Consider the following 24,945-nt stretch of genomic DNA (forward strand, 5'->3'; position numbering starts at 1 on the left):
CTCGCTCCCACAATGGATCTCCACTGTTCCTAAGCCAGTGGCACTTTCAGGACAGCAGCATGAACCAACTCCCGATCATCGACATCGCCCCGCTCTACAGCGACGACCAAACCACCTGGCAATCCGTCGCCAAGCAAATCGACCTTGCCTGCCGCGAATGGGGCTTTTTCTATATCAAGGGTCACCCGATCTCCGCGTCGCGCATCAACGCCGTACTCGACCACGCCCAGCGCTTCTTCGCCCTGCCTGCCGCCGAAAAACTCAAGATCGACATTACCCAGACCCGCCATCACCGCGGCTACGGCGCCATCGCCACCGAGCAACTCGACCCGAGCAAACCCAGCGACCTGAAAGAAACCTTCGACATGGGCCTGCACCTGCCGGCCGACCATCCTGAGGTGCTGGCTGAAAAACCGTTGCGCGGTCCCAACCGCCATCCATCAATCCCGGGATGGGAAGCGTTGATGGAGCAACACTACGTCGACATGCAGGCACTTGCGCAAACCCTGTTGCGTGCCATGACCCTGGCGCTGAACATCGAGCGCGACTTCTTCGACACCCGATTCGTTGAGCCGGTCAGCGTACTGCGGATGATTCACTACCCGCCGCGCCACACCGCCAGTTCCGAAGAGCAACAAGGCGCCGGCGCCCACACCGATTACGGCTGCATCACCCTGTTGTACCAGGACGCCGCCGGCGGCCTGCAAGTGCGCAACGTCAAAGGCGAGTGGATCGACGCGCCGCCGATCGAAGGCACGTTCGTGGTGAACCTCGGCGACATGATGGCGCGCTGGAGCAACGACCGTTACCTGTCGACACCGCACCGGGTGATCAGCCCGCTGGGCGTCGATCGTTATTCGATGCCGTTCTTCGCCGAACCCCACCCCGACACGCCCATTGAATGCCTGCCCGGTTGCCAGGACGAATCGCACCCGGCGAAGTACCCGGCCACCACCTGCGCCGAATTCCTGCTCTCGCGCTTCGCCGAGACCTACGCCTATCGACGGGAACAGCCCGCGGTGTGAACCGGCTGGTCAGGTTTTGCTAATTGTTTCTACTGGCATCTGTAGAATGCTCGCCATCTGCACCTGATGAGAAAAGACTATGTACGACTGGCTGAACGCCCTGCCCAAGGCAGAACTGCACCTGCACCTCGAGGGTTCGCTGGAGCCTGAGTTGCTGTTCGCCCTGGCCGAACGCAACAAGATCGCCCTGCCGTGGAGCGATGTCGAAACCCTGCGCAAGGCCTACGCCTTCAACAACCTGCAAGAGTTTCTCGACCTGTATTACCAGGGCGCCGACGTGCTGCGCACCTCGCAGGATTTCTACGACCTGACCTGGGCCTACCTGTTGCGTTGCAAGGCGCAGAACGTGATTCACACCGAACCGTTCTTCGACCCGCAGACCCACACCGACCGTGGCATCCCTTTCGAAGTGGTGCTCAACGGCATCGCCGCCGCACTGAAGGATGGCGAGCAGCAACTGGGCATCACCAGCGGTTTGATCCTGAGCTTCCTGCGACACTTGAGCGAAGAAGAAGCCGAAAAAACCCTCGACCAGGCGCTGCCGTTCCGCGAGGCGTTTGTGGCCGTGGGCCTGGACAGTTCGGAAATGGGTCATCCGCCGAGCAAGTTCCAGCGCGTGTTCGACCGTGCCCGTCACGAAGGTTTCCTGACCGTCGCCCACGCCGGTGAAGAAGGCCCGCCCGAGTACATCTGGGAAGCCCTCGACCTGCTGAAAATCCAGCGCATCGACCATGGCGTTCGCGCCATCGAAGACGAGCGTTTGATGCAGCGGATCATCGACGAGCAGATCCCGCTGACCGTGTGCCCGTTGTCCAACACCAAGCTCTGCGTGTTCGACCACATGTCTCAGCACAACATCCTCGACATGCTTGAGCGTGGCGTGAAAGTGACTGTGAACTCGGATGACCCGGCGTACTTCGGCGGGTATGTGACCGAGAACTTCCACGCGCTGTACACCGATCTGGGCATGACCCAGGATCAGGCCAGGCGACTGGCGCAAAACAGCCTGGATGCCAGATTGGTCAAACCATAAGCCTCACCGCAAAACCCTTGTGGGAGCGAGCCTGCTCGCGATTGCAGTCTGTCAGTCGACTTAGATATTAACTGACACACCGCCATCGCCGGCAAGCCGGTCTCGCTCCCACAGGTACGGTGCTCAGCCGGCTGCCGGGCTAGTTTATCAAATAGCGCTAAAGCGCCATTTCCAGCTCGGTTTCCCTGGCGAAACGATTGATCTCTCGCTGTCCCGCGGCCGTGATCTGCAAGGCGCGCGAATCGCTGGGCAGACTCAACCAGCCAGATTGCATGAACAGCTGCAACAACGCAGCACCCAGCGAACCGCCCATGTGCGGTCGTCTTTCGCTCCAGTCGGGACACGCGCACGCCACTCTGCTGTTGCGATGGGCCAGGGCCTGGATGAATACCCCTCGCGAGGCCAGTTGCGTGGAACCCTTGTGGGTGATCATGACACGCTGTTCAAACTGCTCGATCCAGCCAGAATCCAGCAACCGCTGGTAAAGATCGGCGGCCAGAGTGCCTCCCAGATGGTCATCGCAAAGCCTGGCCCGCAATAACGACGAAGGCGCCGTCTGAGGTTTGGCAATGGGGCTGGTGCGTTTGAAAACGTCCGGGACTTCCAGCGGTGTGCTGGCCAGCGTCGCACTGGCCAACGCTTCGATTGCCGCACCCACCTCAGGTGCAGCCAGGCGGAAAAAGCGTTTGCGTCCGCGGATTTCGACTTTCAACAGACCTCCGGCGGACAAACGCCCCAGGTGTGCACTGGCCGAAGACGGAGACAGGCCGGCCAATAGCGCCAGCTCTTCGGTCTGCCGCGCCGAGCCGTCCATCAAGGCCCACATCATTGCGCTGCGCTTGGGGTCAGCCAGCAACGTGGCGATCTGGCTGATGCAAGGTGCATGTTCCATGTATTCACTCCCTGTTGAATCGTTTCGTCTGCTGCTCAGAGACATCTTGACCAGTAATGTGTCGTCGGCCAAGACGCGGAAACCGCCATAAGCCGAGCAAAGCCACCCATACACCTGCGCCTTTGCTTCGCAGGTATCGCGAAGGTCGGGGGCCTGGTCGAGAGGCCGGGTCGACTTGAACGCGGACTCGCCATCGCGAGATCGACGGTGCGTACATGAGGCGGGCGCTAGTATAAGCGGGTTAACCGCCGGTTCCTGCCCCTGGGAAAGCGCGGGTGGTGATAGTTCCTGACAGAAATTTCGCTATTTGCCTGCGACTAATGATCGATGCTCGATATCCTCGGAAATTGACTGCCTAAATGAGCGCATCGGCTGGCAAGCATTTCCCGCAGAAGGTTCACCGGCTTACTCAATTGTGCGCGATGGGCGCACAGCAAATTCAGCGGTGCGCGCTCACAGAGCAGCTCCGGCATCAGCACTTTCAACCGGCCGGCAAGCACATCGGCGGCGACATCGAGCCAGGACTTGTATGCAATCCCGGCCCCTGCCACTGCCCACAGCCGCACGACATCGGCGTCATCACTGAAACGGTCGCCGCTGACGGTCAGGCCGACTTCGCGTTTGCCGTCGTGGAAACTCCAGTGGTCATGGACCCGGCTGCCGAGCATGAACAACAGACAGTTGTGCTGTGCCAATTGCTCCAGATGCCGCGGCTCGCCATGTTTGGCCAGGTAACTCGGCGCAGCGCAGAGCACACGACGGTTTTGCGGGGCGATGGGCAGCGCCACCAGGCTTGAGTCTTCCGGCTCGCCGTAACGCAGGGCAATGTCCACCGGTTGGCGGAACAGATCGGCAATGCGATCGCCCAGCAACAGACGAACAGTCAGTTGGGGATGCTCGCGCTGGAATTCGTCGAGCCATGGCAGCAACAGGTTGCGACCAAAGTCCGAGGGCGCCGATAACTGCAAGATCCCGCTGACCTGATCCTGTCCGCTGGCCAGCAAACGTCGACCTTCATCGAGATTGCTCAGGGCGGCACGGGCATATTCCAGAAAACCCTCGCCTTCGGCGGTCAGGCGCAAACTGCGGGTGGAACGCGCCAGCAAACGCGCGCCGAGTTGCTGTTCGATGCGCTTCAACGCCGCACTGGCTACCGCCGCGGACATGTCCATCACCCGCGCCGCCGCCGACAGACTGCCCAGGTCCGCAGCCCGGACGAACACCTGCAAGTCATCGAAACGCAGCATTTCCAGCCTCGATTATCAAAAAAATATTGAAAGAGACTGCTCTTTTAGCGGGTTTTATCTTGCAGAGAAATAGCCAATCATCTGTCCCATCCAAATCATCCCGCTTCCGGAGTCGACCATGTCCCAGCCTTTCACCGCCATTGCCACCCTGATTGCCAAAGCCGGTCAGCAAGACGCCCTCGAACAACACCTGCGTGCGTTGGTGGAACCGACCCGCGCCGAGGCCGGCTGCGGCCAATACGACCTGCACCAGGACCTCGCCAACCCGCTGGCTTTCTACATGATTGAACACTGGAGCAGCGACGAAGCCCTGCAAGCCCATGACGCCAGCGCCCATGTCCAGAACTTCCGCGCCAAGGCCGGCGACTTCCTCGAGCACTTCGAACTCAAGCGCCTGCGCACCGTGGCTTGATCCCTTTTTCAATTACTGTTCAGGAGCCCTACATGAAAGCCATCGCCTACTACGCCTCGTTGCCGATCAGCGACGCCCACTCCCTGCAAGACGTCGAACTGCCAGAACCGGTCGCCGGTCCGCGCGATCTGCTGGTGGAAGTCAAAGCCATCTCGGTGAACCCGGTCGACACCAAGGTCCGTCAGAACGTCCAGCCTGAAGGCGGCGCGGCGAAAGTGCTGGGTTGGGACGTGGCCGGTGTGGTTAAGGCCGTCGGCAGTGAAGTCACTCTGTTCAAGGCGGGCGACAAAGTGTTTTACGCGGGCTCCATCGCCCGTGCGGGGGGCAATAGCGAATTGCACGTGGTGGACGAACGCATCGTTGGCCATATGCCGAAAACCCTCGGTTTCGCCGAAGCCGCTGCGCTGCCGCTGACCGCCATCACGGCCTGGGAATTGCTCTTCGAACGCCTGCAAGTGCGCGAAGGCAAAGCCGATGAAGGCCAAAGCCTGCTGATCGTCGGCGCAGCTGGCGGCGTGGGTTCGATCCTCACGCAACTGGCCAGCCAGCTCACCGGGCTGAACGTCATCGGCACCGCTTCCCGTGCGCAAACCCAGAGTTGGGTACGCGAGTTGGGCGCCGACCTGGTGATCGATCACAGCCAGCCGCTGAGTGAAGAACTCAAGCGTGCAGGGATCGAGCAGGTGACTCATGTCGCCAGCCTGACCCAGACCGATCATCACCTTGATCAATTGGTCGAGGCGTTGGCGCCGCAAGGCAAACTGGCGCTGATCGATGATCCGAAGGCGCTAGACGTGACCAAGCTCAAACGCAAGAGCCTGTCGCTGCACTGGGAATTCATGTACACCCGCTCGCTGTTCGAGACGGCGGACATGATCGAGCAGCACAAACTGCTCAACCGCGTGGCCGCGCTGATTGACGCCGGGACGCTGAAGACCACGGTCGGCGAGCACTTCGGGACCATCAACGCGGCTAACCTGCGGCGTGCCCATGAACTGCTGGAAAGCGGCAAGTCCAAGGGCAAGATCGTGCTCGAAGGGTTCTGAAACAAGCTGAAACAGGTGTCGTCCTTCTGGACGACACCGTCAGTCCGAGAGTTGACCCTTGTCACAATTGCGATCGTATTCAGGTCTACAATCGAAACCTCTGCGATGCATTCTTTTACGTAACATCTTTTAAGAGAGGAGAGTTCAGCAATGAAGATCCTGATAAAAGAAGTGGCTAAATCACAGTGGCAGGTCCGTCTGGACCAACACGCCGTCACCTTCCGCAGCGAAGCCGAAGCTCGCGCCTTCACTCGAACCCTTGAAGCACGCTTGCTTGCGCCTCATCAATTTCCCGACCAGCAGCAACGCGCCGCTGGCTGAGCCCGCCCTCAGACCTGGGCTTGCGCCAATGCCCGGGCATTTTGCAAACGCCGGGTGAGCATCGCCGCGCTCACCACCAGAATTCCGCACAGGCTGATGACCATCGCCATCGGCACGGCACTGCCATCGTGTAAAACTCCGACCAACGCTGCCGCGCCGGCAGCGACGCTGAATTGCAGGCAACCGAGCATCGCCGACGCACTGCCGGCGCGTGCGCCCTGCCCGTTCATGGCGCAGGCCGAGGCATTGGGGAGGATGCAACCGAGGCTGGCGATGCAGATAAACAGCGGAATCAGCAGCGGCCATAACTCTTCGGTATGCATCGCACTGACGGCGAGCAGTGTCAGCCCGGCACCCAGATAGATCCACACCGTACGAACCAGCAGGAATGCCGGGCCACGCTTGGCCAGCAGTCGCGCGTTGACCTGCGCCACCAGAATGAAGCCCGCCGCGTTGGTCCCGAACAACCAGCCGAAATGCTCCGCCGGAACGCCGTAGAGTTTGATAAAGACGAAGGGTGAACCGGCGATGTAGGCAAACATCCCGGCAATGGCGATACCGCCGGTCAAGGCGTGGCCGAGGTAGACCGGATCCGCCAACAGCCGTCCGTACTGACGCAACGCGCCCGACAACGGCTGACGCGGCACATGGGCCGGCAGGCTTTCCGGCAGGCCGATCGCCACCGCCAAGCCCGCCAGGGCACTGAAACCGGTCAGCACCAGAAAGATCGATTGCCAGCCGGTGGTGTTGACCAGCAGCCCACCCAGCATCGGCGCGAGAATCGGTGCCAGGCCCATCACCAGCATCAGCTGCGAAAAGACTTTCGCCGAACCCACCGCGTCGCATTTGTCACTGACCACCGCCCGGGCGATCACCATCCCTGCACAACCACCAAGTGCCTGAATGAACCGCGCACCGATCAACCATTCCAGATTCGGCGCAAACGCGCAGGCCAGGGAGGCGGCGGTGAACAAGCCAACGCCCGTCAGCAAGGGAATCCGTCGCCCGAAGCGGTCCGCCACCGGGCCGTACGCCAGTTGACCGAGGGACAGGCCAAGGAAATACGCGGCGAGCGTCAGCTGGACGTGTTGCTCATCGGTGCCGAACGCGAGCGCCATCGCCGGGAATGCCGGCAGATAGAAATCGATCGCCAGCGGGCCGAAAGCGCTCAGGGCGCCAAGAATCAAAATGGTACGGAAGTTCATCAGGCATCCAGTTGGGCATGGGGCGGCAGCCCGACAGTCTAGCCGCGCAGCGACGCCTTGAACATTCCGTTAGGTCGCTAACTATTAAATACCACTGGATAAACATAAAACCTGTAGGAGCGAGCCTGCTCGCGATAGCGGAGTGTCAGCCAACATCAATGCTGAATGATGAACCGCTTCGCGAGCAGGCTCGCTACTACAGGGGATTTGTGCTTGGTCTCAGGCAAGTTTTACGTCGTAGCCTTCTTCAGTGATCGCAGCGATCACTTGCTCGGTCGTCAGCGCGCTTTCAACCCCGACTTCCTTTGCCGCCAGATCAACCCGCACGCTGGCCGCGGGATCCTTGGCTTGCAGCGCCTGAGTAATGGCTTTGACGCAGTGACCGCAGGACATGCCTTGAACGTTGAACACTTGCATGGTGTGGCTCCTTTTGTGAGGTTGCGAGCAGTCTCGAGCTTGCCACCATGGCAAGGTCAAGTTCTGCAGAAATCTGCCGGGCTGGCAATCGGCGGCGCGCTCGGCCAAGCTGCGAGCATCAATGACTCGATTTCAGGAGATTCAGCCATGCGCTGGTCAGCTCTCAGCCTGTTTGGCTTCCTCAGCCTGTTTGCCGCGACACCTTCAGTTCAAGCCGCCGGGGAGGACTATGGCGTACTGATCATTTCCCGCGAGCGCCTGGAAGTCGCGACCTCCTGCGAGATCGGCGTGTACATACAGGACCAACTGTCGGCGCGGCTGTTCCAGGAACAAAGCACTTCGTTCAACCTGCCGCCGGGCAATGTGTCCCTGCGCCTCAAACTGTTGCCGGGCCAGGCACCGGGTTGCAACCCGGGCATGCTCGCACCGGGTTCGCAGAACATCACGCTCAAGGCCGGGGACGTGTTGAAATTCCGGATTGCGATGACGCAGGAAGGGATGTACCTCAAGCCCACAGCCCTCGACTACTGACCCAGATCCCTGTGGGAGTGAGCTTTTATGGCGAGGGGATTTATCCCCTTTGGGTGGCGAAGCCGCCCCAAAATCTGCAACCGCTACGTATCAGTTACACCGAGTGCACTGGTGTACGACTGCTTCGCAGTCGAACGGGGATAAATCCCCTCGCCACAAAAGCTCGCTCCCACATTTTGGTCTGCTGCGATTTGTAGACTGGTGCTTGACCTTGCCAGCATGGCAAGGTTGATCCTGTAGGCATCTTCTACAGGGAGCGCGACCGATGTCCGAATCCACCACTTTCGATCTGCCGATTGCCGGCATGACCTGCGCCAGTTGCGCCGGGCGTGTCGAGCGTGCCTTGAGTAAAGTCATCGGCGCCTCTGCCGTTAGCGTCAACCTTGCCACCGAGCAGGCGCGGGTCCAGGCGCCGAGCGATAGTTTGCCGGCCTTGATGGACGCGGTGCAGCAGGCCGGTTACAGCGTGCCGCAGCAAAGTCTGGAATTGAGCATCGACGGCATGACCTGCGCATCCTGCGTCGGCCGCGTCGAACGCGCACTGGGCAAAGTGCCCGGAGTGAAGAGTGTCAGCGTCAACCTCGCCAACGAACGCGCCCATCTTGAACTGCTCGGACAAATCGATACGCAAACCCTGATCGCCGCTGTGACCAAGGCCGGTTACAGCGCCAGCGTCCGGGAACTCGAACACCCGCAAACCGATCAGCAACAACAGCGCCTGCACCGTGAGCGTTGGGCGTTGATCATGGCGATCGCCCTTGCCTTGCCGCTGGTGTTGCCGATGCTGCTGCAACCGTTTGGCGTGCACTGGATGCTCCCGGCCTGGGCGCAATTCGCGCTGGCCACGCCGGTGCAGTTCATTTTTGGCGCACGTTTTTATGTGGCCGCCTGGAAAGCCGTGCGCGCCGGATCCGGAAATATGGACTTGCTGGTCGCCCTGGGCACCAGCGCCGGATACGGCTTGAGTCTTTATGAATGGGCCACGGCGGCCGGGCGCATGCCGCATTTGTATTTCGAAGCCTCGGCGGTGGTGATTGCCCTGGTGTTGCTGGGCAAATACCTGGAAAGCCGCGCCAAACGCCAGACCGCCAGCGCCATCCGCGCCCTCGAAGCCTTGCGCCCGGAACGCGCCATTCAGGTGATCGACGGCCGCGAGCAGGACGTCGCCATCAGCGCCTTGCGCCTCAATGATTTGGTCATGGTCAAACCCGGTGAGCGCTTCCCGGTGGACGGTGAAGTAGTCGAAGGCCAGAGTCACGCCGACGAAGCGCTGATCAGCGGCGAAAGCCTGCCGGTGCCCAAACAACTCGGGGACAAAGTTACTGGCGGCGCGATCAATGGTGAAGGTCGGTTGCTGGTTCGCACCCAGGCCCTGGGCGCAGAAACCGTGCTGGCGCGAATCATCCGACTGGTCGAAGACGCCCAGGCCGCCAAGGCACCGATCCAGAAGCTGGTGGATAAAGTCAGCCAGGTGTTTGTGCCGACCGTTCTGTTGATCGCGTTGGCGACGTTGATCGGCTGGTGGTTGTACGGCGCGCCGATGGAAACCGCGTTGATCAACGCCGTTGCCGTGCTGGTCATCGCTTGTCCTTGTGCATTGGGTCTGGCCACGCCGACCGCGATCATGGCCGGCACCGGCGTCGCCGCCCGCTACGGGATTTTGATCAAGGACGCCGAGGCACTGGAACGTGCCCATGAAGTCAGCGCCGTGGTGTTCGACAAGACCGGCACACTGACCTCGGGCGCACCGCGAATCGCTCATTTAAGTGCCATCAACGGTGACGAAGCCGCCCTGCTGCAAATGGCCGGCGCTCTGCAACGCGGCAGCGAACACCCGCTGGCCAAGGCCGTTCTGGACGTTTGCGCCGAACGCGATTTGACCGTGGCGGATGTGAGCGACAGCCAATCGCTGACCGGACGAGGCATCGCCGGTACGCTCGACGGTCGTCGTCTGGCGTTGGGGAATCGCAGGCTGCTGGAAGAAAGTGGTTTGAGCGCAGGCCCGTTGGCTGACTCCGCAACCGCATGGGAAACCGAAGGCCGCACCCTCTCCTGGCTGATCGAGCAAAGCCCCGCGCCAACCGTACTGGGTCTGTTCGCGTTCGGTGACACGCTTAAACCCGGCGCTCTGCACGCGGTGCAACAGCTCAGCGCACGCAACATCAGCAGCCACCTGCTGACCGGCGACAACCGTGGCAGCGCCAAAGTGGTTGCACAAGCCCTGGGCATTACCGATGTCCGCGCCGAAGTCTTGCCGGCAGACAAAGCCGCCACCGTCGCCGAACTGAAGAAGACCGGCGTGGTGGCGATGGTCGGTGACGGCATCAACGACGCCCCGGCCCTGGCGGCCGCCGACATCGGCATCGCCATGGGCGGTGGCACCGACGTAGCCATGCACGCGGCCGGGATCACCCTGATGCGCGGCGATCCACGGCTGGTGCCCGCCGCGCTGGACATCAGCCGCAAGACCTACGCAAAGATTCGGCAAAACCTGTTCTGGGCGTTCGTCTATAACCTGATCGGCATTCCGCTGGCCGCGTTCGGCTTCCTCAATCCGGTGCTGGCCGGCGCGGCGATGGCGTTGTCGAGCGTCAGCGTGGTGAGCAATGCGCTACTGTTGAAAACCTGGAAACCCAAGGATCTGGAGGACAACCGATGAACATCGGCCAAGCAGCCCGGCATAGCGGCCTAAGCGCGAAGATGATCCGTTATTACGAGTCCATAAACTTGCTCAAGGCCGCCCATCGCACCGACAGCGGCTACCGCGTTTATGGCGACGACGACCTGCACACGCTGGCGTTCATCAAGCGCTCCCGGGACCTGGGGTTTTCACTCGAGGAGGTCGGCAAACTGCTGACCCTCTGGCAGGACCGCCAGCGGGCCAGCGCCGACGTGAAGGCCCTGGCCCGCCAGCACATCGACGAACTGAACCAGAAAATCCGCGAACTCGGTCAGTTGCGCGACACCCTGCAGGACCTGGTCGAACACTGTCAGGGCGACCATCGCCCCGACTGCCCGATCCTCAAGAACCTGGAGTCGGGCTGCTGCGCGCAACCCGTCCGCCCTTGATCGCGAATACCTTCACCACCAGCAACGTTGTGAGGGGAATGCCATGGAACAGCAGCACCACGGCCCCCGGCGCCCACCACGAATAGAACGGCGCGGCGATCAACATGCCGACGCCGAAGCCGGTCATTTGCAGCAGCGTCAGCAAGCTGAAGATCGGCAGGCGCAGGCTGTCCGGTTCACGTTGCAGACGCGACATCAGGCCGACCTCGGAGAAGCCGTCACCCAGTCCCGCCGGTAACGAAAATAACAGCAAACCGTAGAGGGTCTGCTGCTGAAACATCAGGATGAAGCCGCAGGACATCAGTAACACGCCATAGAAAAATCGTCGTTCCAGGTTCGTATTGTCCGAACCTTTGAGGCGACTGGCGATGCGCGCGCCGATTAGTTTTCCGCAGGCCCAGACCGCCAGCATCAGGCCGAGCGTGGTGCTGGCGGATTCAGGAGTCAGCAGTCTGGAAATGATCGGGAAGCCAACGTTGTGCGCGGCGCTGCCCAGCGTGTCGGCCATGGTGACGGCGAGCATTGCGGCGACCACGGGTGTGCTGCGCAGGCCTTGGCGCAAGGCATGCCACTCACCACGCGCCGGGGTTGGTTCGGTAGTGGGAGCCGGTCTTGAAAACCGCAACGGCAGGATAAATAACGCGGCCAGCAGATAAGTGACCACGTTCAATGCAAACACTGTTTCAAAGCCAAAAGCAGCCACCAACAGCCCCGCCACCAGGCTTCCGCCGACCATGGCAGCGGACGAGGCCGAAGTGATCCAGGCGTTGGTCTTGAGCAGATGCTCGCCTTCGATCAGGTGCGGTAACTGGCTGTTGAGCCCTATGGCGAACATTGAGTTGCCGAATCCAAGGCCGAACGCGATCAACGGTAATAGCAGTGCTTGCTGGGCGACCGGCAGCACCAGCAGCAGGCCCAGCAGCCCGGCGCGCAGCAGATCAAAGGCAATCAGCGGCATGCGCCCGGCCCAGCGACGATAGAACGACGTGCCGATCAGACTGGCAAACACCCCACCGCCCACGCGGCTGGCGAGGAATATCCCGACGCTCATGGCGCTGTTGCTGAGGAGGTAGACGTACGTGGCCAGGGCGACCATGTTGAGGAAGGCACCGAAGTCCGAGACCAGACGGGCGGCGATGATCAACTGGGCGTTGCGGGTGCAGGTGTTCACATTCAGTCCTTGAGTGTGGGATACGGCAGGGTACAAAAATCCAGTCACACCGGAAATCCACTGTAGGAGCGAGCCTGCTCGCGATAGCGGTGTGTCAGTTACATTGATGTCGACTGATACACCGCTATCGCGAGCAGGCTCACTCCTACATTTGATCTTCAGTGTCTGGAGATTACCTTCTACAAAAAACCCGGCCGAAGCCGGGTTTTTCGTTATCCGATCACTGCATCCACGGTGGAGGCGGTTCTTCGGTTTTGCCCGGTGGCGCGTCATCTGCCGCGCGCACCGCTTGTTTGCGCTCTTCATCAAGGCGTGCCGCCTCGATCTCGCGCATGATCCCGCCCACGTCAGCCAACTCTTCCGGCTCGTCGAACTCGCCGGTCAACGCACTGGCCGGGTGCAAGGTGCCGGCTTCATACAACGCCCACATTTCCTTGGCGTACTTGGTCTTTTTCAACTCCGGCGCAAACCGCCCGAAGTAAGACGCCATGTTGCCCACGTCCCGTTCCAGCATATTGAACGCGTGGTTGTTACCCGCCGCATCCACCGCCTGAGGCAAGTCGATGATGACCGGGCCGTCCGGCGTCAACAGCACGTTGAACTCGGACAGGTCACCGTGCACCAGACCGGTACACAGCATCAGCACGATCTGCGAAATCAGGAACGCGTGGTATTCGCGCGCCTGGTCCGGCTCCAGCACCACGTCGTTCAGACGCGGGGCGGCATCACCGTACTCGTCGGCCACCAGCTCCATCAGCAGCACGCCTTCAAGGAAGTCGTACGGCTTGGGCACCCGTACACCGGCGCCGGCCAAACGGAACAAAGCCGCCACTTCGGCGTTCTGCCAGGCGTCTTCGGTTTCTTTCTTGCCGAATTTCGAGCCTTTGGCCATCGCTCGAGCCTGACGGCTGTTGCGCACCTTGCGGCCTTCCTGATACTCGGCCGCCTGGCGGAAACTGCGTTTATTCGCCTCCTTGTAGACCTTCGCGCAACGTAACTCGTTGCCGCAGCGCACCACATAAACAGCTGCTTCTTTACCACTCATGAGTGGGCGCAGCACCTCGTCGACCAGACCGTCCTCGATCAGGGGTTCAATGCGTTTTGGAGTCTTCATCAGCTTTTATTGTGGGTCCTTTATTACCAAACACGCGAAAGTCATTCGTTATACGGCAATCCACTCGTTCGGGGGAGGGGTTGCCGACCTATGAACGTCGTGATGCACACAATGTGCCGGATTATTCGGTCATCCATCGCCGGTCATCATCGGCCGCCCGAGATCATAGCTGAGCCTGCGCCACTTGTTGGCGAAGGGGTGTGAGGGCATTTACGACAGAAGCTGACACCTGAATTCACACCCTTCGTAGGATTTTTCTCGACAGGCCTCAATTTCCCCCTCAATCAGCCGAAGTCCTCAGTGACAGAGTGATTTGTCCGACAATCGTTCCGACCACAAAAACGATGGCGCGCTCAAGGATCCGGGTTGATCACATACGTTTACGGCTGCCAATAATCCGCGAGTCATCTGCACTGCGTGGGCCTACAAGAAAAATCTGGAGCGCGGATGAACATCAAACAGAAGTTGACCTGGGCGTTTGCAATCATCGCCTGCCTGCCCGTGGTGCTGGTCGCCACACTCGTTGTGCTGAACTTGCGCAGTGATGCCAAGGATGAATTCGTCGACAACAGCGGTCGCGAAATCCGGCAGGTCAGCAATGCCATGCAACTGTTCTTCGACGGCATCAGCCAGAACGTCGAATACCTGGCCAGGCAACCGCTGATCACGAACTCCGACGACAGCCTCAAGACCTACATGAAAGCCGACGCCGCCAGCGTTCCCCAAGGCGAGGCGGACAAAAAAGTCTTCGGCTTCCTGCAGGACCTGGGCAACGCCCATCCGTCCTACGCCTACGCCATCCTCGGCACGGCGGCCGGCGGTTACGTGTCGTGGCCGGACGATGCCAAGCTGGCCAACTACGACCCGCGCCAGCGTCCGTGGTACAAGGCGGCCCAGGCCAAACCGGGCAAGCCGTTCCGTACCGAGGCCTATTACTGGGCCGAAAATGATACGTCCTACGTCAGCACCGTACGCACCATCGACAACAAGCTGGGCACCAACGGCGGCGTGGTCAGCATCGACGTGTCGCTCAAACAGCTCACCGAGCTGGTCAAACAGATCAAGCTCGGCGAAACCGGCTACCTGATGCTGTTGGAGAACTCCGGCACGGTACTGGTCGATCCGAAACAACCGGAACACAACTTCAAGGCCCTGAGCAGTTTGGGTGAGGGTTATGCGCAACTGGCCAAGGCCGGCAAAGGCCTGGTCGAAGTCGAACTCAACGGCGAACGCTATATGGCCAACGTCTGGCCGTCCGAGCAACTGGGCTGGACCTTCATCGGCCTGATCAAGCAGAGCGACGTGATGAGCACTGCGACCCAACTGACCTGGCTGATCGCGATCATCGCCGCCGTGCTGGCCGTGATCTTCGCCGTTGTCGGCGCCAGTTTCGCCAGCGTCATCGTGCGCCCGATCCGCAGCGTGGCCGATGGCCTGGAAGGCATTGCCCAAGGTGAAGGCGACCTGACCAAGAACCTGGAAATCCGTGGCAGCGACGAAACCGCGCAGCTGGCCAACTGGTTCAACCAGTTTCTGACGGCGATTCGCAACCTGATCCAAAGCATCGGCGGCGCCGCGACCAAAATCCTCGCCACCTCCAAGAGCTCGACCCAGGTTTCCAGCGACATGGCTGAAGCCGCCGGGCGCCAGCGTGAAGCGGTGGACATGGTGTCCACGGCGTTCCACGAAATGGTCGCCACCGCCAACGAAGTCGCGCGCTCTTGCAGCCAGGCGGCGGAATCCGCCGACAGTGGCCAGCGTCAGGCGAGGCAAGGTCAGCAACAGATTGATGCGGCCGTGACCAGCGTTGATCGCCTGAGCCAGGAAATCGAACAGTCGGCGCAGTCGATGCAACAACTCGAACGCGACAGTAACGACATTCAGTCGATCCTCGGGACCATTCGTTCGATCGCCGAACAGACCAACCTGTTGGCACTGAACGCAGCCATTGAGGCCGCTCGAGCCGGTGAGCAAGGTCGCGGGTTTGCGGTGGTGGCGGATGAAGTCCGGGCGCTGGCCAAACGCACGGCGGATTCCACGGCGGAAATCGATGGTTTGCTGGGCAATCTGGCCAAGCGCACCAGCCAGGTGACTCAGCAGATGCATGCGAGCCTGGAAGTGTCGCAACAATCGGTGACCCGCATCGGCGAAGCGCGCAGCAGTTTCGGGCTGATCCGTGAATCGGTGGATGTGATTCGCGACATGAACACGCAGATCGCCACGGCGGCGGAACAACAGCATCAGGTGGCAGAAGACATCAATCGGCACATCAGCCAGATCCATGGCGATGCGCAGCTGGTGGCGGAACTGGCGAACTCGGCAAGACTGGATTCGCAGAGCCTGGCCGGGTTGTCGAATGAACTGGATGGGTTGGTTCGGCGGTTCAGGACTTGAGAATGGGGGTGGTTTTACATCCACCCCTCACCCTAACCCTCTCCCCAGAGGGGCGAGGGGACTGACCGAGGTGTTTGTGCTGAATACAGCGACCTGAAAATCCCGAGTCGAACTCAGGTCTTGAAAGGCCCCCAATCTGCTCCCTTTCCCCTCTCCCCCGTGGGGAGAGGGATGGGCGGGCGGCGTTCCGATGAGGGGCTGGATCTCACTGCCGAAACAACTCCCCCGGGGTAAACCCGAACAGGCTTTTGAATGCCGCAATAAACGCCGACGTCGAGTCATACCCGCAAGACAGCGCCGCATTGGTCACGCTGTCGCCTTCTTCCAGCAAACTCAGCGACGACAGCAAGCGCATCCGCTGCCGCCACCCGCGAAAACTCAACCCGGTCTCGCGCTGGAACAAGCGCATCAGCGTCTTCTCCGACATCCCCAACCGCTGCGCCCATTCCTGCAACGTCACACTGAGCTCCGGACTTTCGATCAGCTCATTGCACAACCCGAGCAACCGCTGATGCCGCGGCAACGGCAGGGAAAATCCCACCTCCGGCAGATTCGCCAACTGATCCAGCAGTACATTCACCAGCCGCGCTTCCTGGCTGTCGCCCTGTGGATATTCCACCGGCAGCGAGCAAAAACTCTTGATCAGCTCCCGGGCCAGCGGCGTGACTTCCAGCACCCGGCAACGCCCGTCCGCCCATTCGCAGTCTTCGCGGCGCACATAGAGGCTGCGCATCTCGGCGCGCATCGAGGTCACTACCTGATGTTCGAGATCCGCCGGAATCCAGATCCCCCATTGGGGTGGCGCAAAGAAGCTGCCCTCCGCAGTGTGCACGCCGAGAACGCCGCTGATGGCGTAGGAAAACTGCACCCAGTCGTGGCGATGAGGCGGCGTCCACGACCCGGCATTCAAACTCTCCGCCCGCGCGAACAGTGGACGGGGTAACGCTTTGAGTGTCGGAATCGTTCGCTCGAGTGAAAGTTGTCCGTTAGTCGGCATTGATTGGCCTTATGTCGCAAGACGGCAGATAAGGCCGACGTTAGGCTAAGTCATCAATTCTTACAAATGTATTCGGTGCCGCTTATGCATGCCTTCAAACACCTCAAACGCGTGGTCACCGACTGGTTCTTGTGCGGCATGCTGATCGCCACACTGCTGGCGTATTTCTTCCCGGTCTTCGGTGCTACGGGCGGCGGGATGCACGCCGAATACGTGATCAACATCGGCGTGTTCCTGGTGTTCTTCCTGCACGGGGTCAACCTGTCCAGCGAGCAGATCCGCCATGGCCTGAAGAACTGGAAGCTGCACGTGATGGTCCAGTGTTTCACCTTCGCGGTTTTCCCACTGATCTGGTGGCTGAGCGACACGCTGTTGGGTTCACACATTCCGTCGCTGCTGATGCTGGGTTTCCTCTACTTGTGCGCCCTTCCGTCGACCATTTCTTCTTCCGTGGCCCTGACCGGCAGCGCAGGCGGCAACGTGCCGGCGGCGATTCTCAACGCGAGCCTGTCCAGCGTGCTGGGGATTTTCCTGACGCCGTTGCTGGTGAGTCTGGTGGTCGGCAGCGGTGCCGGCGGCATCGATCTGGGTTCAACCCTGCTCGACCTCTGCGCGATGTTGCTGTTGCCGCTGGTGCTCGGCCAACTGTTGCGGCCGTGGTTGGGCAAATTCTTTGCCCGCCACAAGCGCTACACCAACATCGTCGACAAGCTGGTGATCCTGCTGCTGGTGTATTCGGCTTTCTGCAACTCGATGGTCTCGGGCATGTGGCAGCAACAGGGCAACAGCGTGATTCTCACGGCTTTGATCGGCAGTGCGATCCTGCTGGCGATCATCCTGTGGATGACCACCCGCACCGCCCGTGCCTTGAAATTCAGCCCGGCCGATGAGATCGCGGCGGTGTTCTGCGCCAGCAAAAAATCCCTGGCGGCGGGCGCGCCGATGGCGGCGTTGATCTTCGGCGCCAACCCGGGCCTGGGCTTGATTCTGCTGCCGATCATGATCTATCACCCGTTGCAGCTGATCGTCTGCTCGGTGATGGCCGAGAGTTACGCCAACCGCAACCGCGAACGCATCGCGCAGCAGAACGCCGAACTGGTCAGCGCTCGATAATCGCCGTCACACCCTGACCACCGGCGGCGCAGATCGAGATCAACCCTCGGCCCTTGCCGGCCGCGTCGAGCAATTTCGCCAGGTTGGCGACGATGCGCCCACCGGTCGCGGCAAACGGATGCCCGGCCGCCAGTGAACTGCCTTTGACGTTGAGGCGGCTGCGGTCGATGGAGCCCAGCGGCGCATCGAGACCGAGGCGGGTTTTGCAGTACTCCGGATCTTCCCAGGCTTTCAACGTGCACAGCACTTGTGCGGCGAAGGCTTCGTGAATTTCGTAGTAGTCGAAGTCCTGCAAGGTCAGGCCGTTGCGCGCCAGCAAACGCGGCACCGCATACACCGGCGCCATCAACAGCCCTTCGGCACCGTTGACGAAATCCACAGCCGCGGCCTCGCCGTCTCGCAAATACGCGAGGATCGGTAAGCCACGTTCCTTCGCCCATTCTTCACTGCCCAGCAGCACCAGCGACGCGCCATCGGTGAGCGGCGTGGAGTTACCCGCCGTCATCGTGCCCTTGGCGCTTTTCTCGAAGGCCGGTTTCAGCGAGGCGAGTTTTTCCAGGGTCAGGTCCGGGCGCAGGTTGTTGTCGCGGGTCAGGCCGAGGAACGGCGTCATCAGGTCGTTATGCCAGCCCTCGGTGTACGAGGCCGCGAGTTTCTGATGACTCTCCAGCGCCAGTTGATCCTGTTCTTCGCGGGGGATGTTCCAGGTCTGCGCCATCAATTCGCAGTGTTGGCCCATGGACAAACCTGTACGCGGTTCGCCGTTGCGCGGGAATTCCGGGATCAAGTCCCGGGGGCGCAGCTGCAGAAACGTTTTCAGTTTGTCGCCGGTGGTCTTGGCGCGATTGGCTTGCAGCAGCACCCGGCGCAAACCTTCACTGACGCTGATCGGTGCATCCGAGGTGGTGTCGACGCCACCGGCAATGCCGCAGTCGATCTGGCCCAGGGCAATCTTGTTCGCGACCAGCAGCGCCGCTTCAAGACCCGTGCCGCAAGCCTGCTGGATGTCATACGCCGGCGTATAAGGGGACAACCGTGAACCGAGCACACACTCACGCGTCAGGTTCATGTCTCGGGACAGCTTGAGGACCGCCCCCGCGACCACTTCGCCAATGCGCAGGCCATGCAGGTTGTAGCGTTCGATCAGGCCTTCAAGCGCCGCGGTGAGCATCGCCTGGTTACTGGCGGTGGCGTATGGCCCATTGGAGCGGGCGAAGGGAATACGGTTACCGCCAATAATCGCGACGCGGCGCAGCTGAGTCATGAAAAGCTCCTGATGAAATATTCAATTTGAAAACCGATCCCCTGTGGGAGCGAGCCTGCTCGCGATAACGGTATGTCAGTCACATCAATGGCGGCTGATGCACCGCTATCGCGAGCAGGCTCACTCCCACAGGGATTGCATTCCAATTCAGGTCGATGGTCGCCTGAAAGTCCTGCGACGAACTAATCTGCTGAGTTCAAGCGTAGGCCTAATCTCGTGGATCGAACGACTGATTGCCATTCGTGGTCCACACTTTGAACCCCAGCTGCCGGAGTGCGTTCCATGTCTGACCGTTATATCGACTTCGCCAATTCGTCCATCGGCCATCGTCTGGTCGGGGCCATGGGACTGCCGTCTCCGGTGCGCCTGGAGCGTTGGCAAGCAGGCCGGTTGCGGCCTGTCGAAGGAGCGCTGTTGATGGGCGGCGGCCCGCTGACAGAAAAAGTCAGCGCCTTCGCCAACCGCTTGACCGACGCAATCTACAGCTACGGCGCCGAGCCTTCCCTGGCCACCGCGTGGATTCCCGGCCACGGCCCCAAGCTCAAAGCCGTGGTGTTCGATGCCAGTGACCTGGTGCAGACCGATCAGCTCAAACAGCTGCGCGAATTCTTCCAGCCGCTGGTGAAAAACCTCGATCACAATGCGCATCTGGTGATTCTGGGGCGTGCTCCAGAGACACTGAGCGACCCGTTTGCCGCCAGCGCACAGCGTGCGGTGGAAGGTTTCAGTCGCTCGCTGGCCAAGGAGCTGCGCAGTGGCGGCACCCTGCAGCTGATCTATGTCGGTGAAGGTGCCGAGGATCAACTCGAAGGCCCGCTGCGGTTTTTCCTCTCGCCCAAAAGTGCGTTCGTGTCCGGGCAAGTCGTTCGCTTGAAAGCCTGCGCTACGCAGGTGTCGGACTGGACTCGCCCACTGGCCGGACGCAAGGCGCTGGTCACAGGTGCCGCACGCGGCATCGGCGCCTCCATTGCCGAAACCCTGGCCCGTGACGGCGCCGAGGTGATTCTGCTCGACGTGCCACCGGCCAAGACCGACCTCGATGCGCTCGCCGCGCGCCTTGGCGGGCGCAGCATCACCCTGGACATTTGCGCCGAAGATGCCGCCGCGCAGTTGATCGAAGAACTGCCCGACGGCGTCGACATCGTGGTCCACAACGCCGGCATCACCCGCGATAAAACCCTGGCCAACATGACCCCGGAATTCTGGGACGCAGTGCTCGCGGTCAACCTCAACGCGCCGCAAGTGCTGACCAAGGCCCTGCTCGACAGCGGCGCCTTGCATGACAACGGCCGAGTGATTCTGTTGGCGTCCATCAGCGGCATCGCCGGCAATCGCGGGCAGACCAATTACGCGGCGAGCAAGGCCGGGCTGATCGGGCTGGCCCAGGCCTGGGCGCCGCTGCTGGATCAGCGCGGTATCAGCATCAACGCAGTGGCGCCGGGATTCATCGAAACCCAGATGACCGCGCACCTGCCATTCGGCATCCGCGAGGCCGGGCGACGCATGAGTTCGCTGGGCCAGGGTGGCCTGCCACAAGACGTTGCCGAAGCGGTCGCGTGGCTCGCTCAACCGGGGACCGGCGCGTTCACCGGGCAAGCGCTGCGAGTCTGCGGGCAAAGTGTCTTGGGGGCATAACGATGATCACCGATTGGCACACACTCAACCGCGAGCCGAGCCTGACGGGTCTGTACGTGCAGGCGGCGATGCGGCGCAAAATCACCGGCACCACATTGCCCGACACGGGCTTGCGCTGCTGGGTCGAGGTCGATCCCAAACGTCTGGCGGCGTATCGCAAGGTCTGCGGTTTTGCCGACAATGGATTGCTGCCGCCGACTTATCCACACATCCTGGCGTTTGCCTTGCAGATGCAATTGCTCACGGCCAAGGCATTTCCGTTCCCGCTGCTGGGCCTGATTCACCTGAGCAATCGCATTCGCGTATTGCGCCCCATGGGCGGCGTACACCGCGTGCGGGTCAGCGTGCAGGTGCAGAACCTGCAACCGCATGCCAAGGGTGCGACGTTCGATCTGGTGACCACGCTCGACGATCAGTTGGGGCCGTTGTGGGAGGCAGAGAGCCAGATGCTGTGCCGTGGGGTCAAGCTGGAAGGCGAGCCTGTCGAGGAAGTCTTGGCATCGACCCTGGAGATGCTGGAAGTGGCGCGCTGGAATGCACCAACGGACATTGGCCGGCAGTACGCCAAGGTATCCGGCGATTACAACCCGATTCACCTGAGTGCGGCGAGCGCCAAGCTGTTTGGTTTTCCGACAGCCATTGCCCATGGGTTGTGGAACAAGGCCCGAACGTTGGCGGCGCTGAGTGAGCATCTGCCTACGGCGAATGTCGAGATCGCGGTGCAGTTCAAAAAGCCGGTGCGGTTACCGAGCGAGGTGACGTTGCTGTCCAGTGCGGCAGGGTCAAGCGGGGACTTTCAGCTGGTGGGTGCGGAGGATCTGGAGCACATGGTGGGGCATTGGCGGCCGGTTGCCTGATTGATGTCTGGTGCCTGGGACACCGCCATCGCGAGCAGGCTCATTCCACAATGGATCTTCTGCGGACACAAAACAGGTGATCGCCTGAGATCGAATGTGGGGGTGAGCCTGCTCGCGATGGCGATGGTTCAGGCGACATCTGTTTTGACTGAACGACCGTCATCGCGAGCAGGCTCGCTCCCACAGGGGATCGCGTCGTTTGAAGATTAGTGCGGTGGATAGTTGGCGAGGATGCGCCCCACGGTTTCACGTATCGCCGTGCTGCGATCCGACGGATTGGTCGTACGGCTGAGCATTTGCTCATCGCTGCCACGCCACACCAGTTTGCCGTCCTTGCCGTCGAGCAGATCGATCTGGATGGTCGCCACTTTGTAGGTCACATTGCGGGTTTCGTTGTACATCGGCCCGCCCCAATAACCATTCCAGGGATTACCCCAACCGCCGCCATAGTTGGTGGTCACCTGTTGCTGGCGCTCTTCGACGATCAGGTAAGTCTGCACGTTCAAATTACCCTGGCTGCCGGCAGCGGCCGGACGCAGGCCTCGTTGATCCAGCTGATCGGCCACCGATTGGCGGATGCGCTGTTCGGTCAGATCGCTCTTGATCCGTGGGTCATCGGGGCGATATTGCAGGGCAGGTTCTTTCCAGGTCCAGCTGCGATAGGCGGCGAAGTCGCGGCTGGCATCGAAGTCATTATTGACCTGGTTGGCGGCGCAGGCACTGAGCAGCGCGGCCACAGCCAGTAAAGCGAAACGGCGGATCATGATGGTTCTCCGGTTGAAGACATGAACCTTTGAAAGGCCTCTAAACAACAGAAGCTAACTGGGAGGATACGCCGACATGGCCTTTTCTACAGCCTCCCGTATTGCATCGGCACGCTCACTCTGGCTGCCCCGATTACCGGTTTCGGCACTGGCACTCCACACCGGCTGGCCGCTTTGAGCGTCGAACAAATCCACCCGCACAACCACGACCTGTTCCTGATACGTGCGCACGATTGGCACCGTGTTGTACATGCCATAGCCATTGCCATAGCCATTGCCGTAGCGGTTGTAACCACCTCCGTAATAACCCCCGCCGTAATAGCCATAATCGTCCCGAACCTGGCGCAAACGGGTTTCCAGATGCAGATCGGCGCTGACAAACAGGTCGGCCGGGCGGGTGTTGTCATGCAGCGGACGCAAGCCGCGCTGATCGAGCGCGTTGCTGACCGCTTCCGCGACCTGGGCCGAGTCCGCCCAGGCGCTGCCCGGCGGCAATTGACCGTTGAGCCAGGCCCAGCTGCGGTAGCGCCCGTAGTCCCGCGGCGGTGCCGGGTAGGCGCTGCGGTCGAAGGTCGTGGCCGCCTGAGGCGGTGCCGGCGGCAAGGGGTTGGAAGTCGCCACATAAGGGTTACTGCCTTGGCAGGCCGCCAACCCGAGACAGATCACCAGTAACCCTGAACGACTTTTCATGTTGCGCTCCGATCAGACCGGCCGACAGATCCAGTGCAGATAGCGCCCAAGCCCGGCAAAGCTTGGGTGACGACGGTGGGCCAGCTCCATCTCGAGGAGGTCCACAAGTTCGGCGCGGGCCTGGAATTCCACCGGCATGTAGTCGTGAAAAACCCGTACCCCGCTCTGGGTTTCGACCTGCCACAGGCCCTCAAGTTGCGCCGCCAGTTCACGCGGATCAAGGGGCTGCTGCGGGGTCAGGCTCTGCTTCTCGCCGGCCATGTCGTTCTTGCGCATTTTGCGGAAGTGACCCTTGAGCAGGTTGCGGTAGATCAGCGCATCGCGGTTGTAGAAGGCCAGGGACAGCCAGCCGTCCTGCCTGGTCAACTGATGCAGCACGGGCAGGATCGCGTGGGGTTCGGCGAGCCATTCCAGTACCGCATGGCACAGCACCAGGTCGTAAGGTTCGGTGAGCTGACCGAGCAATTCCTGCCACGGTGCCTGGATGAACGTGGCGGTCTGTCCGGCATCGGCGAAGCGCTGGCGAGCGCCTTCGAGCATCGGTTCGGCGGGTTCGGCCAGCGTGACGTCATGACCCCGCTGGGCCAGCCACAACGACATGTGGCCCAGCCCCGCGCCAATATCCAGCACGCGTAGAGGCCGGTCCGGCAGGGTTTCGGCCAGGTCGGCCTGAAGCACTGCGAGACGGATTGCGCCTTTGGCACCGCCGTAGATTTTTTCGGCAAACCGGGTCGCCAATTGATCGAAATGACGATCGCTCATCAGCTGAACCTCTTTTCGCTGTCCGCGAGTTTGTTGCGCACCACTTCATTCATGTCCAACCCCAACTCGCCGCACAGCAGCAGTAGATAGAGCACGATATCGCCAATTTCCTGCCCGGCGTGGGCCAGTTTGTCCGCCGGCAACTGGCGCGACTGGTCTTCGGTCAGCCACTGGAAGATCTCCACCAGCTCGGACATTTCCACGGACGCGGCCATGGCCAGGTTTTTCGGGCTGTGAAATTGCTGCCAGTCATTGCGGTCACGAATGGCGTGCAGGCGTTCGGTCAGTTCAACAAGGTTCATCGGGTTCTCCTGAAGGCGTATAGCTTCGGGGGGATGGCCAGGGATGGCAAGTGGGTGATTTTGTGTGGGAGCGAGCCTGCTCGCGATAGCGGCTTCAAATTCAACATCAATGCTGGCTGACAGACCGCAATCGCGAGCAAGCTCACTCCCACAGGGTCTATGCAACCCTCTATGCTTGTGGGGAACTCGGCACCGTGATCCATGGCCCAAGGCTCAAGTCCGGCAAGCACGCCACCACTTAACATCAGGACGTTCACGACATGCAGGTAGAAAGTTTTTTCGAATGGCTCGGCCAGGCTCTCGGTTCGGTCATCCGGTTTATCGTTGATGGCCTCAGCGGCTTGTTCAACCTGTTGAGCCATGCCGGCAGTAACTTTGTCGAAGGTTTGTCCCGTGCACTGGGCATGGACACTTCGATCATCAGCATCATCGCGCTGATCCTGGGGTTAATGCTGTTGTGGTCGGCGATCAGGGCGTTCATGAATGCGTCGATCATCATGGGGATCATCTGGTTGGTGCTGGGGCTGTGGTTGTTGAGCTGGATAATCCATTGATCCGTAAATCCCCCTCACCCTAACCCTCCCGAAACGTCGGACCGCCCGTAGGGAGAGGGGACTGACCGAGGTGTTCTTTCAAACTACATCGACCTGAAATATCGAGTCGAACTCAAGCTTTGAAAAGCAT

At 60.9% G+C, this 24,945-nt stretch carries 25 protein-coding genes and 1 pseudogene; 14 read left to right on the plus strand and 12 right to left on the minus strand.

Annotated features, from left to right (window positions below; all coding sequences use genetic code 11):
* The first annotated feature begins 59 nt into the window (after positions 1–59).
* Together ACRC4F_RS13285 and ACRC4F_RS13290 are read left to right on the plus strand one after the other, a co-directional pair.
* The gene (locus tag ACRC4F_RS13285) at positions 60–1,025 is read left to right on the plus strand and encodes a 2-oxoglutarate and iron-dependent oxygenase domain-containing protein (RefSeq protein ID WP_438659705.1); all 966 of its coding nucleotides are present in this window, start codon (positions 60–62) and stop codon (positions 1,023–1,025) included.
* 79 nt (positions 1,026–1,104) lie between these two features.
* Positions 1,105–2,058: an adenosine deaminase gene (locus ACRC4F_RS13290; protein ID WP_438659706.1), complete on the plus strand. Its 954-nt coding sequence runs from the start codon at positions 1,105–1,107 to the stop codon at positions 2,056–2,058.
* Between the two features lie 157 nt (positions 2,059–2,215).
* Here the strand turns inward: ACRC4F_RS13290 and ACRC4F_RS13295 are convergent, their stop codons facing one another.
* Positions 2,216–2,950 carry an ArsR/SmtB family transcription factor gene (locus ACRC4F_RS13295; RefSeq protein ID WP_438659707.1) on the minus strand — a complete coding sequence of 245 codons (735 nt, stop codon included), beginning with the start codon at positions 2,948–2,950 and terminating at the stop codon, positions 2,216–2,218.
* A gap of 317 nt (positions 2,951–3,267) precedes the next feature.
* Positions 3,268–4,197, minus strand: coding sequence for a LysR family transcriptional regulator (locus ACRC4F_RS13300; protein WP_438659708.1), 930 nt, complete (start codon positions 4,195–4,197; stop codon positions 3,268–3,270).
* A gap of 118 nt (positions 4,198–4,315) precedes the next feature.
* On the opposite strand from ACRC4F_RS13300, the gene ACRC4F_RS13305 reads away from it, so the two are divergent.
* The 3 genes from ACRC4F_RS13305 (at position 4,316) to ACRC4F_RS13315 (ending at position 5,976) form a co-directional block, all read left to right on the plus strand.
* The gene (locus ACRC4F_RS13305; RefSeq protein ID WP_438659709.1) at positions 4,316–4,609 is read left to right on the plus strand and encodes a putative quinol monooxygenase; all 294 of its coding nucleotides are present in this window, start codon (positions 4,316–4,318) and stop codon (positions 4,607–4,609) included.
* A gap of 32 nt (positions 4,610–4,641) precedes the next feature.
* Positions 4,642–5,655, plus strand: a complete 1,014-nt coding sequence (locus ACRC4F_RS13310) for a zinc-binding alcohol dehydrogenase family protein (RefSeq protein ID WP_438659710.1) — start codon at positions 4,642–4,644, stop codon at positions 5,653–5,655.
* Between the two features lie 150 nt (positions 5,656–5,805).
* A complete protein-coding gene (locus ACRC4F_RS13315) occupies positions 5,806–5,976 on the plus strand; it encodes a hypothetical protein (RefSeq protein WP_438659711.1) in 171 nt (56 codons plus the stop codon).
* 8 nt (positions 5,977–5,984) lie between these two features.
* Here ACRC4F_RS13315 and ACRC4F_RS13320 read toward each other — a convergent pair whose 3' ends face one another.
* Together ACRC4F_RS13320 and ACRC4F_RS13325 are read right to left on the minus strand one after the other, a co-directional pair.
* Positions 5,985–7,181 (minus strand): multidrug effflux MFS transporter, encoded by a 1,197-nt coding sequence (locus ACRC4F_RS13320; RefSeq protein WP_438659712.1) that lies wholly within the window; start codon positions 7,179–7,181, stop codon positions 5,985–5,987.
* A gap of 219 nt (positions 7,182–7,400) precedes the next feature.
* Positions 7,401–7,598: a cation transporter gene (locus ACRC4F_RS13325; RefSeq protein ID WP_438659713.1), complete on the minus strand. Its 198-nt coding sequence runs from the start codon at positions 7,596–7,598 to the stop codon at positions 7,401–7,403.
* 147 nt (positions 7,599–7,745) lie between these two features.
* Here ACRC4F_RS13325 and ACRC4F_RS13330 point away from each other — a divergent pair, with 147 nt between their 5' ends.
* The 3 genes from ACRC4F_RS13330 to cueR all read left to right on the plus strand — a co-directional run bounded on the left by ACRC4F_RS13330 (position 7,746) and on the right by cueR (position 11,198).
* Positions 7,746–8,129: a hypothetical protein gene (locus ACRC4F_RS13330; RefSeq protein ID WP_074873510.1), complete on the plus strand. Its 384-nt coding sequence runs from the start codon at positions 7,746–7,748 to the stop codon at positions 8,127–8,129.
* A 265-nt stretch (positions 8,130–8,394) separates the two neighbouring features.
* Positions 8,395–10,788 (plus strand): heavy metal translocating P-type ATPase, encoded by a 2,394-nt coding sequence (locus ACRC4F_RS13335; protein ID WP_438659714.1) that lies wholly within the window; start codon positions 8,395–8,397, stop codon positions 10,786–10,788.
* A complete protein-coding gene (cueR, locus tag ACRC4F_RS13340) occupies positions 10,785–11,198 on the plus strand; it encodes a Cu(I)-responsive transcriptional regulator (protein ID WP_438659715.1) in 414 nt (137 codons plus the stop codon). The genes ACRC4F_RS13335 and cueR overlap by 4 nt, the downstream gene beginning before the upstream one ends.
* On the opposite strand, the gene ACRC4F_RS13345 is transcribed toward cueR, so the two are convergent.
* On the minus strand, positions 11,152–12,369 hold the full coding sequence (locus ACRC4F_RS13345; RefSeq protein WP_438659716.1) for an MFS transporter: 1,218 nt from the start codon (positions 12,367–12,369) through the stop codon (positions 11,152–11,154). The genes cueR and ACRC4F_RS13345 overlap by 47 nt on opposite strands.
* 220 nt (positions 12,370–12,589) lie before the next feature.
* Positions 12,590–13,483, minus strand: coding sequence for a PA4780 family RIO1-like protein kinase (locus tag ACRC4F_RS13350; protein ID WP_438659717.1), 894 nt, complete (start codon positions 13,481–13,483; stop codon positions 12,590–12,592).
* 447 nt (positions 13,484–13,930) lie between these two features.
* On the opposite strand from ACRC4F_RS13350, the pseudogene ACRC4F_RS13355 reads away from it, so the two are divergent.
* Both ACRC4F_RS13355 and ACRC4F_RS13360 read left to right on the plus strand, forming a co-directional pair.
* Positions 13,931–15,019: pseudogene (locus tag ACRC4F_RS13355) on the plus strand (cache domain-containing protein); the annotation flags it as partial.
* 129 nt (positions 15,020–15,148) lie between these two features.
* Positions 15,149–15,877, plus strand: coding sequence for a methyl-accepting chemotaxis protein (locus ACRC4F_RS13360; protein ID WP_438659798.1), 729 nt, complete (start codon positions 15,149–15,151; stop codon positions 15,875–15,877).
* A gap of 205 nt (positions 15,878–16,082) precedes the next feature.
* Here the strand turns inward: ACRC4F_RS13360 and ACRC4F_RS13365 are convergent, their stop codons facing one another.
* Positions 16,083–16,874: an AraC family transcriptional regulator gene (locus ACRC4F_RS13365; RefSeq protein ID WP_438659718.1), complete on the minus strand. Its 792-nt coding sequence runs from the start codon at positions 16,872–16,874 to the stop codon at positions 16,083–16,085.
* A gap of 84 nt (positions 16,875–16,958) precedes the next feature.
* On the opposite strand from ACRC4F_RS13365, the gene ACRC4F_RS13370 reads away from it, so the two are divergent.
* Positions 16,959–17,987 (plus strand): bile acid:sodium symporter family protein, encoded by a 1,029-nt coding sequence (locus tag ACRC4F_RS13370; protein WP_438659719.1) that lies wholly within the window; start codon positions 16,959–16,961, stop codon positions 17,985–17,987.
* Here ACRC4F_RS13370 and ACRC4F_RS13375 read toward each other — a convergent pair.
* Positions 17,974–19,251 carry an acetyl-CoA C-acetyltransferase gene (locus tag ACRC4F_RS13375; protein WP_438659720.1) on the minus strand — a complete coding sequence of 426 codons (1,278 nt, stop codon included), beginning with the start codon at positions 19,249–19,251 and terminating at the stop codon, positions 17,974–17,976. The two genes, ACRC4F_RS13370 and ACRC4F_RS13375, sit on opposite strands and share 14 nt — an antisense overlap.
* Before the next feature lie 282 nt (positions 19,252–19,533).
* Here ACRC4F_RS13375 and ACRC4F_RS13380 point away from each other — a divergent pair, with 282 nt between their 5' ends.
* A complete protein-coding gene (locus ACRC4F_RS13380; protein WP_438659721.1) occupies positions 19,534–20,886 on the plus strand; it encodes a 3-oxoacyl-ACP reductase in 1,353 nt (450 codons plus the stop codon).
* A 2-nt stretch (positions 20,887–20,888) separates the two neighbouring features.
* Positions 20,889–21,743 carry a MaoC family dehydratase gene (locus ACRC4F_RS13385; RefSeq protein WP_438659722.1) on the plus strand — a complete coding sequence of 285 codons (855 nt, stop codon included), beginning with the start codon at positions 20,889–20,891 and terminating at the stop codon, positions 21,741–21,743.
* Positions 21,744–21,949: 206 nt separating this feature from the next.
* On the opposite strand, the gene ACRC4F_RS13390 is transcribed toward ACRC4F_RS13385, so the two are convergent.
* Genes ACRC4F_RS13390 through ACRC4F_RS13405 form a run of 4 tightly spaced genes read right to left on the minus strand, consistent with a single transcriptional unit; the run spans position 21,950 to position 24,261 of the window.
* On the minus strand, positions 21,950–22,507 hold the full coding sequence (locus tag ACRC4F_RS13390; RefSeq protein WP_438659723.1) for a DUF4136 domain-containing protein: 558 nt from the start codon (positions 22,505–22,507) through the stop codon (positions 21,950–21,952).
* A gap of 54 nt (positions 22,508–22,561) precedes the next feature.
* Positions 22,562–23,197, minus strand: a complete 636-nt coding sequence (locus ACRC4F_RS13395) for a DUF4136 domain-containing protein (protein WP_438659724.1) — start codon at positions 23,195–23,197, stop codon at positions 22,562–22,564.
* 12 nt (positions 23,198–23,209) lie between these two features.
* Entirely contained in the window at positions 23,210–23,959 is a 750-nt protein-coding gene (locus ACRC4F_RS13400; RefSeq protein ID WP_438659725.1) for a methyltransferase domain-containing protein, read from the minus strand.
* Positions 23,959–24,261, minus strand: coding sequence for a MazG-like family protein (locus ACRC4F_RS13405; RefSeq protein WP_438659726.1), 303 nt, complete (start codon positions 24,259–24,261; stop codon positions 23,959–23,961). Before ACRC4F_RS13405 ends, ACRC4F_RS13400 begins: the two co-directional genes overlap by 1 nt.
* A gap of 260 nt (positions 24,262–24,521) precedes the next feature.
* On the opposite strand from ACRC4F_RS13405, the gene ACRC4F_RS13410 reads away from it, so the two are divergent.
* Entirely contained in the window at positions 24,522–24,815 is a 294-nt protein-coding gene (locus ACRC4F_RS13410; protein ID WP_010463857.1) for a hypothetical protein, read from the plus strand.
* Positions 24,816–24,945 lie beyond the last annotated feature (130 nt).

Origin of the sequence: Pseudomonas sp., from assembly GCF_051660785.1 — a bacterium.
In the GTDB taxonomy this organism is placed as follows: Bacteria; Pseudomonadota; Gammaproteobacteria; order Pseudomonadales; family Pseudomonadaceae; genus Aquipseudomonas.

Bases quoted from the DNA above. Each gene is read 5' to 3' on its own strand.
- ACRC4F_RS13285 (WP_438659705.1), top strand. From the start codon at position 60: ATGAACCAACTCCCGATCATCGACATCGCCCCGCTCTACAGCGACGAC.
- ACRC4F_RS13290 (WP_438659706.1), top strand. From the start codon at position 1,105: ATGTACGACTGGCTGAACGCCCTGCCCAAGGCAGAACTGCACCTGCAC.
- ACRC4F_RS13295 (WP_438659707.1), bottom strand. From the start codon at position 2,950: ATGGAACATGCACCTTGCATCAGCCAGATCGCCACGTTGCTGGCTGAC.
- ACRC4F_RS13300 (WP_438659708.1), bottom strand. From the start codon at position 4,197: ATGCTGCGTTTCGATGACTTGCAGGTGTTCGTCCGGGCTGCGGACCTG.
- ACRC4F_RS13305 (WP_438659709.1), top strand. From the start codon at position 4,316: ATGTCCCAGCCTTTCACCGCCATTGCCACCCTGATTGCCAAAGCCGGT.
- ACRC4F_RS13310 (WP_438659710.1), top strand. From the start codon at position 4,642: ATGAAAGCCATCGCCTACTACGCCTCGTTGCCGATCAGCGACGCCCAC.
- ACRC4F_RS13315 (WP_438659711.1), top strand. From the start codon at position 5,806: ATGAAGATCCTGATAAAAGAAGTGGCTAAATCACAGTGGCAGGTCCGT.
- ACRC4F_RS13320 (WP_438659712.1), bottom strand. From the start codon at position 7,181: ATGAACTTCCGTACCATTTTGATTCTTGGCGCCCTGAGCGCTTTCGGC.
- ACRC4F_RS13325 (WP_438659713.1), bottom strand. From the start codon at position 7,598: ATGCAAGTGTTCAACGTTCAAGGCATGTCCTGCGGTCACTGCGTCAAA.
- ACRC4F_RS13330 (WP_074873510.1), top strand. From the start codon at position 7,746: ATGCGCTGGTCAGCTCTCAGCCTGTTTGGCTTCCTCAGCCTGTTTGCC.
- ACRC4F_RS13335 (WP_438659714.1), top strand. From the start codon at position 8,395: ATGTCCGAATCCACCACTTTCGATCTGCCGATTGCCGGCATGACCTGC.
- cueR (WP_438659715.1), top strand. From the start codon at position 10,785: ATGAACATCGGCCAAGCAGCCCGGCATAGCGGCCTAAGCGCGAAGATG.
- ACRC4F_RS13350 (WP_438659717.1), bottom strand. From the start codon at position 13,483: ATGAAGACTCCAAAACGCATTGAACCCCTGATCGAGGACGGTCTGGTC.
- ACRC4F_RS13360 (WP_438659798.1), top strand. From the start codon at position 15,149: ATGGTGTCCACGGCGTTCCACGAAATGGTCGCCACCGCCAACGAAGTC.
- ACRC4F_RS13365 (WP_438659718.1), bottom strand. From the start codon at position 16,874: ATGCCGACTAACGGACAACTTTCACTCGAGCGAACGATTCCGACACTC.
- ACRC4F_RS13370 (WP_438659719.1), top strand. From the start codon at position 16,959: ATGCATGCCTTCAAACACCTCAAACGCGTGGTCACCGACTGGTTCTTG.
- ACRC4F_RS13375 (WP_438659720.1), bottom strand. From the start codon at position 19,251: ATGACTCAGCTGCGCCGCGTCGCGATTATTGGCGGTAACCGTATTCCC.
- ACRC4F_RS13380 (WP_438659721.1), top strand. From the start codon at position 19,534: ATGTCTGACCGTTATATCGACTTCGCCAATTCGTCCATCGGCCATCGT.
- ACRC4F_RS13385 (WP_438659722.1), top strand. From the start codon at position 20,889: ATGATCACCGATTGGCACACACTCAACCGCGAGCCGAGCCTGACGGGT.
- ACRC4F_RS13390 (WP_438659723.1), bottom strand. From the start codon at position 22,507: ATGATCCGCCGTTTCGCTTTACTGGCTGTGGCCGCGCTGCTCAGTGCC.
- ACRC4F_RS13395 (WP_438659724.1), bottom strand. From the start codon at position 23,197: ATGAAAAGTCGTTCAGGGTTACTGGTGATCTGTCTCGGGTTGGCGGCC.
- ACRC4F_RS13400 (WP_438659725.1), bottom strand. From the start codon at position 23,959: ATGAGCGATCGTCATTTCGATCAATTGGCGACCCGGTTTGCCGAAAAA.
- ACRC4F_RS13405 (WP_438659726.1), bottom strand. From the start codon at position 24,261: ATGAACCTTGTTGAACTGACCGAACGCCTGCACGCCATTCGTGACCGC.
- ACRC4F_RS13410 (WP_010463857.1), top strand. From the start codon at position 24,522: ATGCAGGTAGAAAGTTTTTTCGAATGGCTCGGCCAGGCTCTCGGTTCG.